The sequence below is a fragment of the Actinacidiphila sp. bgisy144 genome (assembly GCF_057708105.1).
This window is the reverse complement of sequence record NZ_JBYIRM010000017.1, coordinates 15,743-28,875: the sequence shown is the minus strand read 5'-3', so window position 1 is coordinate 28,875 and position 13,133 is coordinate 15,743. Positions and strand designations below refer to the sequence as shown.

The 13,133-nt window shown below is 74.8% G+C and carries 9 protein-coding genes; 1 reads left to right on the top strand and 8 read right to left on the bottom strand.

Annotated features, from left to right (window positions below; genetic code table 11):
- Nucleotides 1-8: 8 nt before the first annotated feature.
- The 6 genes from AC3EVP_RS20265 to pyrG form a co-directional block, all read right to left on the bottom strand.
- Complete coding sequence (locus tag AC3EVP_RS20265) at nucleotides 9-641, bottom strand: hypothetical protein (protein ID WP_335982219.1); 633 nt, start codon at nucleotides 639-641, stop codon at nucleotides 9-11.
- Nucleotides 626-1,717, bottom strand: coding sequence for a ParA family protein (locus tag AC3EVP_RS20260; protein ID WP_335982217.1), 1,092 nt, complete (start codon nucleotides 1,715-1,717; stop codon nucleotides 626-628). Before AC3EVP_RS20260 ends, AC3EVP_RS20265 begins: the two co-directional genes overlap by 16 nt.
- A gap of 261 nt (nucleotides 1,718-1,978) precedes the next feature.
- Nucleotides 1,979-3,094: an alanine dehydrogenase gene (gene ald, locus AC3EVP_RS20255; RefSeq protein WP_335982333.1), complete on the bottom strand. Its 1,116-nt coding sequence runs from the start codon at nucleotides 3,092-3,094 to the stop codon at nucleotides 1,979-1,981.
- 254 nt (nucleotides 3,095-3,348) lie between these two features.
- The gene (locus AC3EVP_RS20250) at nucleotides 3,349-6,006 is read right to left on the bottom strand and encodes a tetratricopeptide repeat protein (protein WP_435131572.1); all 2,658 of its coding nucleotides are present in this window, start codon (nucleotides 6,004-6,006) and stop codon (nucleotides 3,349-3,351) included.
- Nucleotides 6,007-6,207: 201 nt separating this feature from the next.
- Nucleotides 6,208-6,831, bottom strand: a complete 624-nt coding sequence (locus tag AC3EVP_RS20245; protein WP_335982213.1) for an NUDIX domain-containing protein — start codon at nucleotides 6,829-6,831, stop codon at nucleotides 6,208-6,210.
- Nucleotides 6,832-6,918: 87 nt separating this feature from the next.
- Nucleotides 6,919-8,577 carry a CTP synthase gene (pyrG, locus tag AC3EVP_RS20240; RefSeq protein WP_435131745.1) on the bottom strand — a complete coding sequence of 553 codons (1,659 nt, stop codon included), beginning with the start codon at nucleotides 8,575-8,577 and terminating at the stop codon, nucleotides 6,919-6,921.
- Between the two features lie 542 nt (nucleotides 8,578-9,119).
- On the opposite strand from pyrG, the gene AC3EVP_RS20235 reads away from it, so the two are divergent.
- On the top strand, nucleotides 9,120-10,946 hold the full coding sequence (locus tag AC3EVP_RS20235) for a glycoside hydrolase family 15 protein (protein WP_435131744.1): 1,827 nt from the start codon (nucleotides 9,120-9,122) through the stop codon (nucleotides 10,944-10,946).
- Nucleotides 10,947-10,997: 51 nt separating this feature from the next.
- Here the strand turns inward: AC3EVP_RS20235 and AC3EVP_RS20230 are convergent, their stop codons facing one another.
- Together AC3EVP_RS20230 and AC3EVP_RS20225 are read right to left on the bottom strand one after the other, a co-directional pair.
- Nucleotides 10,998-12,125: a glycosyltransferase family 4 protein gene (locus AC3EVP_RS20230; protein ID WP_435131570.1), complete on the bottom strand. Its 1,128-nt coding sequence runs from the start codon at nucleotides 12,123-12,125 to the stop codon at nucleotides 10,998-11,000.
- 154 nt (nucleotides 12,126-12,279) lie between these two features.
- Nucleotides 12,280-13,110 (bottom strand): hypothetical protein, encoded by an 831-nt coding sequence (locus AC3EVP_RS20225; RefSeq protein ID WP_335982209.1) that lies wholly within the window; start codon nucleotides 13,108-13,110, stop codon nucleotides 12,280-12,282.
- Nucleotides 13,111-13,133: the final 23 nt, after the last annotated feature.

The window sequence follows — 13,133 nt, the reverse complement described above, 5'->3', positions numbered from 1 at the left end:
TCGGCGCGTCAGCGCCCTCTGAGGCGGCGGACGAGAATGCTCGCGTCCCCGCGCGACTCCAGATCCGCCAGGACGACTGCGACCGCCTCGCGGACGATCCGGCCGCGGTCGATGGCGAGCCCGTGCTCGCCGCGCAGCACCAGCCGGGCGTGCTCCAGGTCCATCAGCTCCTCCGCGGAGACGTAGACCGTGATCTTCTCGTCGTGGCGCTCGCGCCCGCTGGGCCGGCGGTTCTGCCGGGGCGCCTTGCGCCGTGCGGGCGCGGCGGGTTGGGGTGTCGCCGTGATCGGCGGCGGGGTGGGCTTGCCCGGAGTGACGGTCGCGGTCGCCCCGGGCGCCGGGGCCGTCGCGGCGGCCTGGACGGCGCCGCCGCGCTCCGGCGTGCGCTCCCCGGGCGCCGGGCGGCGCTGCCCGGGCGGCACCGTACGGGCGCCGTCCCGACCGGTGTGCTCCTCACCGGGCGCGGACCCGTTCGGTGCGGGGGCGGCGGGCGCGGCGCCGCTGCCCGGCGCGCCGGGGCCGCCGGGCCGTGCGTCGGTGTCCGCCTCGGCGCCGTGCGGCGGCGAGGGTGCCTGGAGCGACGCCCCGCCGGTGGTCCGGAACAGTTCGTCGGCGCCCGGCAGACTCACTCGGCGTGGCACCGGGCGAGCACCTCCCTGGCGAGTTGGCGATATGCGGCGGCACCCACGGAGTTGGACGCGTACGTGGTGATCGGCTCGCCGGCCACGGTGGTCTCCGGGAAGCGCACGGTGCGGCCGATGACGGTGTGGAAGACGTGGTCGTCGAACGCCTCGACCACCCGGGCCAGCACCTCGCGGCTGTGCACGGTGCGCGAGTCGTACATCGTGGCGAGGATGCCGTCGAGTTCCAGCTCGGGGTTGAGCCGCTCGCGGACCTTCTCGATGGTCTCGGTGAGCAGCGCGACCCCGCGCAGCGCGAAGAACTCGCACTCCAGCGGCACGATCACCGAGTGCGCCGCGGTGAGCGCGTTGACGGTGAGCAGGCCGAGCGAGGGCTGGCAGTCGATGACGATGTAGTCGTAGTCGGACATCAGCGGCTTGAGGGCGCGCTGGAGCGCGGACTCGCGGGCCACCTCGCTGACCAGCTGCACCTCGGCGGCGGACAGGTCGATGTTGCTGGGCAGCAGGTCCATGCCGGGGACGGCGGTCTTCAGCAGCACCTCGTCGGGGGCCAGGCCGCGTTCCATCAGCAGGTTGTAGACGGTGATGTCGAGTTCCATCGGGTTGACCCCGAGGCCGACCGACAAGGCGCCCTGCGGGTCGAAGTCGACGAGCAGCACCCGGCGGCCGTACTCGGCGAGCGCGGCACCCAGGTTGATGGTCGAGGTGGTCTTGCCGACCCCGCCCTTCTGGTTGCACATCGCGATGATCTTCGCCGGGCCGTGGTCGGTGAGCGGGTTCGGGATCGGGAAGTACGGCAGCGGGCGGCCGGTGGGGCCGACGCGCTCGCGGCGCTGCCGGGCGGCGTCGGGCGCGAGCGTGGCCGCGTACTCCGGGTCCGGCTCGTACTCGGCGTCCGGGTCGTAGAACTGACCGTCTTGCAGGTCGTGGTCGTCGTCGTAAGGAGCCATGGCGTAACCGGGGAGCGTCTCCGTGGTCGTCGTCTCGGGCCGGCGGGAATCGAAGGTACGGACCGCAACCGAACCGACGGTCGTTCCTGGTTGACCACCCCCGGGAGCAAATGTCGACTCATTCACAAGTCGTCTTACCTCCTTGGTGACCAGGAAACTTCTAGATAGGTCAGCGTGACTACAGCCGACGTTTCGCGACTCTATGGCGTGTCGGTGGTTCGCAGCAACACAATCCGCCGGACACGGCACGATGTGTCGGGAACGGAACACCCCTCTGTCAAGGGCGTAACCACGCGGACGGCGGGGTCTCGATGGACAAGACCCCGCCGTGGGCGCGCAGTTGGCACCGGCCGTGCGCGCGTGACGTTTCTTCGCACGCGCGGGCGGTCAGCCCAGCACGGTGTGCAGGTCAGCGGCGGTCAGGCCGTGCGCCTCGGCGACGGACCCGTAAACGACCTGCCCCTCATAGGTGTTGAGGCCGAGCGCGAGGGCCTCGTCGCGCCGCAGCGCCTCGCGCCAGCCGCGGTTCGCCAGTTCGACGATGTAGGGCAGCGTCACGTTGGTGAGCGCGTACGTCGAGGTGTTGGGCACCGCGCCGGGCATGTTGGCCACGCAGTAGAAGACCGAGTCGTGGACGGCGAAGGTCGGTTCGGCGTGCGTGGTGGGGCGGGAGTCCTCGAAGCAGCCGCCCTGGTCGATCGCGATGTCGACAAGTACCGATCCCTGCTTCATCCGGGAGACCAGGTCGTTGGTGACCAGCTTGGGCGCCTTGGCGCCGGGCACCAGCACCGCGCCCACGACCAGGTCGGCGTCGAGGACGGCCTGCTCCAGCGCGAGGGCGTTGGAGGTGACGGTCTGCACGCGGTTGCCGAACACCTTGTCGGCCTCGCGCAGTTTGTCGACATCCTTGTCCAGCAGGGTGACGTGGAAGCCGAGGCCGAGCGCGATGGTGGTGGCGTGCCAGCCGGAGACGCCGGCGCCGATCACCACGGCGCGGCCGGACTTCACCCCGGGCACCCCGCCGGGCAGCACCCCGCGGCCGCCGGCCGAGCGCATCAGGTGGTAGGCGCCGACCTGCGGGGCGAGCCGCCCGGCGACCTCGGACATCGGGGCCAGCAGCGGCAGCCGGCGGCCGGGGGTCTCGACCGTCTCGTACGCGATGGCGGTGGTGCCGGAGGCCAGCAGCGCGTCGGTGCAGGCGCGGGAGGCGGCCAGGTGCAGATAGGTGAACAGGACCTGGTCCTTGCGCAGCCGGTGGTACTCCTCGGCGACCGGCTCCTTGACCTTCAGCAGCAGGTCCGCGGCGCCCCACACCTCGTCGGCGCCGCCGAGCACGGCCGCGCCCGCCGACAGGTACTCCTCGTCGGGGATCGACGAGCCGGCCCCGGCGCCCTGCTCGACGACGACCTCGTGGCCGTGCCGGACGAGCTCATGGACGCCGGCCGGGGTGATGGCCACGCGGAACTCGTTGTTCTTGACCTCGCGGGGGATGCCCACCTTCACGTCGATCACGGTCCTTGCACTGAGGAGGGAGGTTCGGGAGAGGGTGCGCCCACACGTCCGGTGTCCGGACATGCGGCGGCATCGCGCGACACTCCGGACCTGACCGGCTTGTGTGCGGCGAAACTCAGTCTAGTGAAGGAAGAGCCGCTGTCCAGCCTTACAAAGTGGTGGGTTCAGCGGAGACCATTGGCAGTTTCGTAGGCTGGTCACGTCCAGATGACGCCGTTGTTACGCCCGGCTGCGTGGGACGCGGGTCAGAACGCCGGGCGCTCGCCGGCGCGCAGCAGGCGGCGGGCGGCGGCGCGCTGGAGGTCGGCGCCCCCGGTGTCGCCAAGGTGCTGGAGCGCGTCGGCCAGCCGCAGCAGCACGGCGGCCTCCAGCCGCCGTTCGCCGACCTGGCGGGCGTAGTACAGCGCGTCGCGGCAGGTGCGCAGGGCGTCCTCGGGCAGCCCGGCGTACTCCTGGACCCGGGCCGCCTCGGCCAGCGCCCGGGCCTGCGCGCCCACGTCGCCGAGGCGGCGGTGCACCCCGGCGGCCGCGCGCCACTCGCGCAGCGCCGGGCCGTGGCTGCCCTGGTACGTCAGGACCGCGCCGATCCGGGCGTGCAGCCGCGCCTGGTCGGCGAGTTCGCCGCGGCCCTGGCGCAGGGCGAGCGCGCGGCCGAACCAGTCGCCGGCCCGGGAGAGGTCGCCGAGTTCGAGGTGGCAGCCGCCGATCGCCTCCAGCACCCGTCCCTCGGCGCCGCTGTCGTCGGCGGCGCGGGCGGCTTGCAGCGCGTCGCGGTAGGCGGTGACGGCCTGTTCGGTGCGGCCCGCCTCCGCGTCGAGGTCGGCGAGGTTGATCAGCGCGGCGGCCCGCTCGCGCGGCAGGCGGCGGCGCTCGGCGACGGTCAGCGCCAGGGTGTGCAGTTCGTAGCGGTCGGCGCGGGTGCCGGGGCCGCGGCTTCCGCCGGCCGGCCCGGGCGCGGCGGCGGGCAGCGCGAGCAGTGCGCGGACCAGCGCGGCGACCAACCGGCGGGCGAGGGTGTCGAGTTCGCCGTCGGCCACCGCGGCGCGGGCGGCGGCCATCAGTGCCGGGCGGCGGGCCAGCAGCCAGCCGGCCGCGGCGGCGGGCGAGGCGAACCGGACGGTGGCCGGCAGCGCGTCCGTGCCGCCCTCGCGCGCCAGCGCCGCCCGGCATGACTCCAGCAGCCTTACGGTCCGCTCCAGCATCCGCGCCCGGGCCAGCCGGATGTCCTGCGGGCGGTCGCTGCCGGCCAGCAGGGCCCGCAGCAGCTCTTCGAGGCAGCCGGGCACCCGGTACAGCCCGTCGGCGGGGCCGCGCACCAGCAGCGCGGCGTCGGCCAGGCCGGCGAGGGCGCGCTCGGCGGCGTCCACCGCGCAGCCGGCCAGCGCGGAGGCGACCTGGGCGTCGATGCTTCCGGCCGGGGCGAGCACGAGGCTGCGCAGCAGGCGGGCGACCGGCGCCGGGAGGATGCCGTACGCGGCCCGGAAGGCCCGCAGCAGCTCGGGCGGAGCGCTGGGGCGGCGTACGGGGCCGGGCGGCACGGGGCCGGGCTGTTGGGGAGCCGCGCCGCCGCCCTCCTCGGCCGGGCCCGGGCCGTCCGGGGCGGGCGCCGGGGCCGGGGCCGGGGGTGCCGACGGGGCGGCAGGGGCGGGCGGGGTGCCGGGGAGGGCGCGCAGCCGCGCGGTCGCCTCGGACAGCGGCATGCGCGGCTGGGCCGCGAGCCAGGCGGCGGCCAGCCGCAGCGCGGTGGGGTGCCCGGCCAGTTCCTGGACGAGTGCCTCGGCGGCCCGCGGGTCGTTGGTCAGGCGGGTGCGGCCGGTGGTGTGGGCGATCAGTGTCAGGGAGGCGGGGGCGTCCAGGCCGCCGAGGGCGCAGGGGCGGACGTCGGGGACGCCGGTCAGCGGGCCGTCCGCGGTCGCCACGACCAGGCTGCCGGGCGCGTCGGGCAGCAGCGCGGTGAGCTGGTCGGCGCGTGCCACGTCGTCGAGGACCAGCAGCAGGCGGCGCCCGGCGGTTGCCTTGCGCAGCGCGGCCACCGGGTCCTCGGCCGGTTCGGCGCCGCCGCTGCCGGGCGACGGCTGCCCGGGCACCGCGGGGCGGGCGGCGGAGGGCACCCGGGCGGCCAGGGCCCCCAGTAGCGCGCGGGCGACTCTCTCGGCGGGCACGGGTTCGCCGTCGGTGCCGGTGAGCCGCGTGAAGAAGCGGCCGTCGGGATAGGCCGCCGCGACCTCCCGGGCGAGCTTCACCGCCACCTCGGTGCGACCGGCGCCGGGCCGGCCGACCACCAGCAGCACCCGGCCGCGGTCCGGCTGTTTCCGGCCCGCCGCGGCAAGCCCGGGCCGTACGATGTCGGCCCGCAGCTGGGCGAGTTCGCGCTCCCGGCCGGTGAAGTACGGTGCCGGCTCGGGCAGTGGGCGCACCACGGCGCCGCTGTCCGGTTCGGTGGCCGGCGGGGCCTGGGGCGGTGCCGCGGCGGGCGGGTGCGGGGGCCGCGGCGGGGCCGCTGGAGCCGGAACGGGTGCGGCCGCGGTCGCCGTGTACGTGCCGGGCCGGGGCCGTACGGCGCGGGCCTCGGCACTGCCGTCCGGTGCGGCCCCGGACGCCGGCTCGGGTGCCCGGGCGGGCGGCCTCGGCAACTGGACCCGCGCTTCGCCCGGCTCGGCCCCTTCCGCCGCCGGTCGCGGCCCCTCCGGCGCCTCGGGCTCTCCGGCGGACTCCTCAGCCTCTCCGGCCGCCTCGGCCTCTTCCGCCGCCGGTTCGGCGTCCTCCCCGGGCAGCTCGCGTCCCCGCGCGGCCGCACCCTCTTCCGGGTCCGGGTCGGGCGTGCGCTCGGGGTCCGCGGGGCGGCCGGTCTCGCCGGTGTTCCCCGCAGGGGACCGCCACGGGTCGAGGGCCTGGTCCGGCACGGGCGCGCTCCCGGAGGTGAGGTGGTGCCCCGGGAAGGGGGCGCGTCGAGCCTAGTTCACGCCGGGCCCCACGCCCCCGGGCCCGTGGCCGACGGCGGCGCCAATGATCACCCTTTCAGATCACCCCGCGCCCTCGGACCGCTGCCCTTCACACCCCGTTTCCCGCATCCTGCTCCCTGCTCTCTGCCGCGGACGGCTCCGCTACGCGGTGAACGGCCGCGCCGGCCACGGCGCCTCGGCCGGCCGCAGGGCGTCCAGCCCGCCGGAGGCGATCGCCGCGTTGAGCGCGAGCACCCCGACCACCAGGCAGCTGTTGTGGAGTTCGCCCGCCAGCACCGCCTGGACCAGCTCGGCCAGCGGCACCCGCGCGTACTCCAGGTCGGCCTCCTCCTCGCTGACCGCGAAGCGCTCGCCGTCCGCGTCGGAGACGCCGCGGGCCAGGAAGACCCGCACCGCCTCGTCGGAGCCGCCGGGGCTGGTGTAGATGTCGGCGAGCACCCGCCAGTCCTCGGCCTTGGCGTGCGCCTCCTCGTACAGCTCGCGCTGGGCGGCGTGCAGCGGGTTCTCACCGGGGATGTCGAGCAGCCCGGCGGGGATCTCCCACAGCTTCTGCCGGACCGGGTGCCGGTACTGCTTGAGCACCAGGACGCGGTCGGCGTCGTCGAGGGCGAGCACCGCGACCGAGCCGGGGTGGACCTGGTAGTCGCGGCTGGCCGTGGAGCCGTCGGGCATCACCACGTGGTCGGTGCGCACACCGGTCTTCTTGCCGGTGAACGGCGTGGCGGTGGCCGTGACCTGCCACTCCTGCGGGGTGTCCTGGAGCATGCTGCGCCTTCCGGGATGTCAGGGAGTCGGATCACCGCCGGCGTACCGGGACGCCGGCGGGGAGTCGGCGGGGACGCCGGTGGGGCGTCAGCGCTTCACCTGGGCGGCGACCGCGGCCTTGACCAGGCCGGCGAAGAGCGGGTGCGGCCGGGTGGGGCGCGACTTCAGCTCCGGGTGCGCCTGGGTCGCCACCAGGTACGGGTGCACCTCGCGCGGGTACTCGACGTACTCCACCAGCTTGTCGTCGGGCGAGGTGCCGGAGAAGACCAGGCCGGTCTTCTGCTCCAGCTCGGCCCGGTAGGCGTTGTTCACCTCGTAGCGGTGGCGGTGGCGCTCCTCGACGCGGGGCCGGTCGCCGTAGACCTCGCGGACGATGGAGCCCTCGGCGAGCTGCGCGGGGTAGGTGCCCAGGCGCATGGTGCCGCCGAGGTCGCCCTTGCCGTCCACGATGTCGAGCTGCTCGGCCATGGTGGAGATCACCGGGTGGGGGGTCGCCGGGTCGAACTCGGTGGAGTTGGCGTCGGCGATCCCGGCGAGGTTGCGGGCGGCCTCGATCACGATGCACTGGAGGCCCAGGCAAAGGCCGAGCAGCGGGATGCGGTTCTCGCGCGCGTAGGTGATGGCGCGGACCTTGCCCTCCACACCGCGGTCGCCGAAGCCGCCGGGCACGCACACCGCGTCGACGCCGGCGAGCTGCGCGGCGGCGCCGGCCGGGGTCTCGCAGTCGTCGGAGGCGACCCACTTGACGGCGACGCGGGCGTTGTTCGCGAAGCCGCCGGCCCGGATCGCCTCGGTGACCGACAGGTAGGCGTCGGGCAGGTCGATGTACTTGCCGACCAGGGCGACGGTGACCTCGTGGGCGGGTTCGTGCACCCGCTTGAGCAGGTCGTCCCACTGGGTCCAGTCCACGTCGCGGAAGGGCAGGTCCAGGCGGCGCACCACGTAGGCGTCCAGGCCCTCGGTGTGCAGGACCTTGGGGATGTCGTAGATGGAGGGGGCGTCGATCGCGGCGACCACCGCGTCCTCGTCGACGTCGCACATCAGGGAGACCTTGCGCTTGATGGCGGTGGGCACCTCGCGGTCGGCGCGCAGCACGATCGCGTCGGGCTGGATGCCGATGTTGCGCAGGGCGGCCACCGAGTGCTGGGTCGGCTTGGTCTTCAGCTCGCCGGACGGGCCGATGTAGGGCAGCAGGGAGATGTGCACCACGAAGACGTTGTCGCGGCCGACCTCGTGGCGGACCTGGCGCACCGACTCCAGGAAGGGCAGCGACTCGATGTCGCCGACGGTGCCGCCGACCTCGGTGATGACCACGTCGACGTCCTCGCCGGCCATCCGCCGGATACGGGACTTGATCTCGTTGGTGATGTGCGGGATGACCTGGACGGTGTCGCCGAGGTACTCCCCGCGCCGCTCCTTGGCGATCACCGTGGAGTAGACCTGGCCGGTGGTGACGTTGGCCGAGCCGGCGAGGTTCACGTCCAGGAAGCGCTCGTAGTGGCCGATGTCGAGGTCGGTCTCGGCGCCGTCGTCGGTGACGAATACCTCACCGTGCTGGAACGGGTTCATCGTGCCCGGGTCCACGTTCAGGTACGGGTCGAGCTTCTGCATGGTGACGCGCAGGCCGCGTGCCTTGAGCAAGGCGCCGAGGCTGGAGGCGGTGAGCCCCTTGCCCAGCGACGAGGCCACCCCGCCGGTGACGAAGATGTGCTTGGTCGTCGTGGATTTCGGCGCACTGTTCAGCAATGAGGCCAAGAGGGGGCTCCCGTGGTCGCGAGGTGAGTGTCGGGCGGCGCTCGGGTCTGGCGCGCCGCCGCGGCGGTTCAGTGGTTCACAGCCCACCGGCCCACGGGCTACCAGGGTATCAGCGCCGCCGGGCGCGATGGGCGACAGGCGCGGACCGCCGGGGAGTGTGCACCGCGCGACGGCCGCATGGCGATGGTGTGAGGAAACGGTGGCGACCGCGGGGACGCCGGGTGCCGATCGCGTGCCCGGGGCTCGGCGTGCGAGGCTGGACGGCGGGCGCTCACCGCGTCTGCCTGCGGCGACGTCCGCTCCGCGGCCGCCGGGCGGCGGGGCCACCCGACCGGCTCAATGAAGATCAGCGAGAGGCACGCACGGCTCGCTGGGAGGACGTATTCTGCTCGAACGCATTGCGCGAGCGACCGGCACGGCACATCCCCGCCCCCCTCCGGATCACTAGCTCGTCCACAGTTCCAGAGCTGACTCGCCGAAGGAATTGCCCCCATACCGCAAGACCGTCCCAGCGGGGGCGGCGCCGTGTTCGACTGGAGTTTCACGTGGCAGGGCGTATCGAGGACTACGCACTCATCGGTGACATGCAGACCGCCGCACTGGTCTGCAGGGACGGCACCGTCGACTGGCTGTGCCTTCCGCGGTTCGACTCGCCGGCGGTCTTCGCCGGCCTGCTCGGCACCGACCAGCACGGCTTCTGGCGGATCGGCCCGGCCGTGCCCGAGGGTGCGAGGACGCCGGACGCGACGCGCCGCCACTACCGCGGCGAGTCGCTGGTCCTGGAGTCGGAGTGGGACACCGCGACCGGCACCGCCCGGGTGATCGACTTCATGCCGCCGCGCGACGGCGCGCCGCAGGTGATCCGGATAGTGGAGGGCGTCAGCGGCAAGGTGGCCATGCGCTCCTCGCTGCGGATGCGCTTCTCCTACGGCCAGGTGGTGCCCTGGGTGCAGCAGGTCGGGGACCGCACGGTCGCGGTGGCCGGGCCGGACTCGGTCTGGCTGGACACCGATGTCGAGACCTACGGCGAGGACCTGACCACCTACAGCGACTTCACCGTCTCCCCCGGTGACCGGGTCTGCTTCACCATCAGCTGGGAGCCGTCGCACAAGCCGCAGCCGTCGCTGCCCGACCCGCAGGGCTCGCTCACCGCGACCGAGGACTTCTGGCGCGAGTGGGTCGAGCAGTGCACCTACTCCGGCCCCTACCGCGAGGCCGTGATCCGCTCCCTGATCACGCTCAAGGCCCTCACCTACGGGCCGACCGGCGGGATCGTCGCCGCGCCCACCACCTCCCTGCCGGAGGACATCGGCGGGGTGCGCAACTGGGACTACCGCTTCACCTGGCTGCGGGACGCCGCGATCACCCTGTCGTCGCTGCTGCGCACCGGCTACCGCGAGGAGGCCCGCGCCTGGCGCGAGTGGCTGCTGCGGGCGGTGGCCGGCGACCCGGAGAACCTCCAGATCATGTACGGCATCGCCGGGGAGCGCGAGCTCGGCGAGAACACGCTGCACTGGCTGCCCGGCTACGAGAACTCCTCGCCGGTGCGGATCGGCAACGGCGCCGCGCACCAGCTCCAGCTCGACGTGTACGGCGAGGTCACCGAGGCGCTGCACCTGGGCCACATGACCGGCCTGGCGCGCAACGACTACGCGAGCGTGCTCCAGCTCAAGCTGATCCGCTATCTGGAGAAGCACTGGATGGAGCCCGACGAGGGCATCTGGGAGGTGCGCGGCCCGCGCCGCCACTTCGTGCACTCCAAGGTGATGGCCTGGGTGGCCGTCGACCGCACCGTCAAGCTCATCGAGTCCGGCGAGATCGAGGGCCCGCTGGAGCAGCTGAAGGAACTGCGGGACGAGATCCACTACGACGTGTGCGAGAAGGGGTACGACAAGGAGCGCAACACCTTCACCCAGTCGTACGGCTCGCGCGAGTTGGACGCCTCGCTGCTGCTGATCCCGCAGATGGGCTTCCTGCCCCCGGACGACAAGCGGGTGATCGGCACCATCGAGGCGATCCAGCGGGAGCTGTCCACGGCGGACGGCTTCGTGCTGCGCTACCCCACCTCCAGCGGCGACGCGAGCGGCGAGGAGAACCTCGACGGGCTGCCCGGCGACGAAGGGGCCTTCCTGGCCTGCTCGTTCTGGCTCGCCGACGACCTCGCGATGATCGGGCGGGTGCAGGAGGCGCGGCGGCTCTTCGAGAAGCTGCTCGCCCTGCGCAACGACCTCGGGCTGCTCGCGGAGGAGTGGGACCCGCGGCGCCAGCGCCAGGTGGGGAACTTCCCGCAGGCGTTCAGCCACGTCCCCCTGATCGACACCGCGCTGCGCCTGACCGCCTGCGGCGCGCTGGAGCAGTAGCCCGGCGGACGGCCCCGCGGCCGGGTGGACGGCCCCTGGAATCCCGGCGGTTCAGGGGCCCGCCAGTTCGTCGTAGATGCTGAGGACCTGGGCGACCGTGTCGTCCTCGGTGGGCCAGGTCGCCGCCTGGGCGCGGCCCGTGATCGCCAGGGCGGCCCGGCGCTCGGGGTCGGCGAGCAGGTCCACGACGGCGCGCGCCAGGACGTAGGGGTCGCCGTAGGGCACCAGGTGGGCGGCGTCACCGACGAGTTCGGGGGTGCCGCCGACCGCGGTGGCGACCAGCGGCACCCCGGCGTGCAGCGCCTCCTGCGCGATCAGGGGGCGCCCCTCCCAGCGGCTGGGCAGCACCACCAGGTCGGCGGCGGACAGCAGTTCGGGCACGTCGTCACGCCGCCCGAGCAGCGCCACCGGCAACTTCTCGGCCTCGACGCGCTGTTCCAGCGCCGCCCGCTGCGGCCCCTCCCCCGCGATCGCGAGCAGCGGCCGCAACTCGGAGTCGGCCCAGTACGCGGCGGCCGTCAGCAGGAAGTCGTACCCCTTGGCCGGTTCGAGCCGGCCGACGGCCAGCAGCAGCGGCCGCTCCTCGGCGCCGAACTCGGCCCGCACGCGCTGCTTCCTGCGCTCCCCGTCGGCCGGCAGCAGCGGCGGTCTGGGCTGCGGCCGCGGTACGGCCGCCGGCGCCAGCCGCACGTCGCGGGCGCCGTGGCCGCGGGCCCGGTCGACCAGGTCGGAGGAGACCCCGAGCACCACCGTCGCCGCCCGCACCGCCCGGCGCTCCAGCCAGCGGACCATCGGCCCGGCCCGGCCCTCCGCGGGCGTCTCGCCGCCGTGCCAGGTCACCACCAGCGGCACCCTGCGGCCGCCGAGCGCGAGCGCGGAGAGCAACCCGGCCCGCAGGCCGTGCGCGTGGACGACGCCCGCGCCGCTGAAGGCGGTGCGCAGCGCGGCCAGCGCGGGACCGTCGGCGGCCGCGCTGCGGCCGACGTCGACGGGCAGGAAGCGGGCCCCGCCGGTCCCGAAGCCGTACTCGGTGTCGGTCCCGGCCGGGCCGCAGACGGTGACGTCCACCCCGCGTGCCACGAGCCCGGCGGACAGCGAGCGGACGTGCGCGCCCGCCGCCGCGCCCAGTACGTGCACGGCGTGGAGCTGCCCTTGAAGGGGGTGCGGGCTGCTGCTCACGCGGGAGGGGCTCCTGACTCGGGGTGTGCGGACACGGCCGCGGAAGGCCGCGGGCGAAGGGGGCCCGGCTACCGGCGCCCGCTCCAGGATGCCAGGCCCTGGCCCGGGCCTGACCGCCCAGGAGGGCGCGAATGCCGCCCGTCCGCGCCCCGGATCACCCGTACGGGTGGGGCGTTCGACCCCAGGCGTCGAACCGGCGTACCACCGGCGCGCTCCAGAACCGCTGCCCCGCCCCCACCCGGTCCCCCACCGCGGCCAGCGCGACCACGACCGCGGCGTGCGCGACCAGCGCGCCGCGCCCGTCGGCGAGCGCGAGTGCCGCGCCCAGCGCCGCACCCAGCGCGTGCGCGCCCGCGTCGCCGAGCATGGTCCGCTCGTGCAGGTCGTCGCCGAGCACCGCGGCGGCCGCGCCGAGCGGCGCGGAGGCGAGCACCGCGCCCGGGCCGCGCCGCAGCAGCCCCGGCAGCCCGGCCGTGATCACCGCTTTCGCGGCGCGGCCGGGCGCCACGTCGGCGAGGTTCACCGCGTGCGCGCTGCCCGCGATGACGACGCCGGCCAGCACCTGGTCGAGCGGCCGGGCCTTGAGCAGCGCGCCCGCGGCCAGGCCCGCCGCGCCGATGCCGAGCAGCTTCACCCCGCCCGAGGTCAGCCGCCGCTCGCGCAACGCGCCCAGGTGGGCGGCGAAGCCGCGCTCGCCGGGGACGCCCTTCTGGTCGTCGTAGGCACCGCACGCGCCGGCCGCGAGCGCCGCGCCGACCGCCGCGATCCGGGCCCGTACGCTCACCCCGCGGGCGGCGGCCATCGCCGTCGCCGCGCCGGCCGCCGCCGCCAGCCCGCCGTACAACTCCACGCCCCGGCCCGCGTAGTTGGTGCGCTGCCACATCCGCGCCTCCACCGGGGGGCGGCGCCGCAGCTGCCGGTAGGCGGCCCTGGTGGCCGCTGCCGCCGACGCGGCGACCGATACGTGCCCGCTGCTCCGGTTCACCGTGTGCGGCTCCTCGCCGTAGT

Coding starts and splice junctions, on each gene's coding strand:
- AC3EVP_RS20245 (WP_335982213.1), bottom strand. CDS start 6,831: ATGCTCCAGGACACCCCGCAGGAGTGGCAGGTCACGGCCACCGCCACG.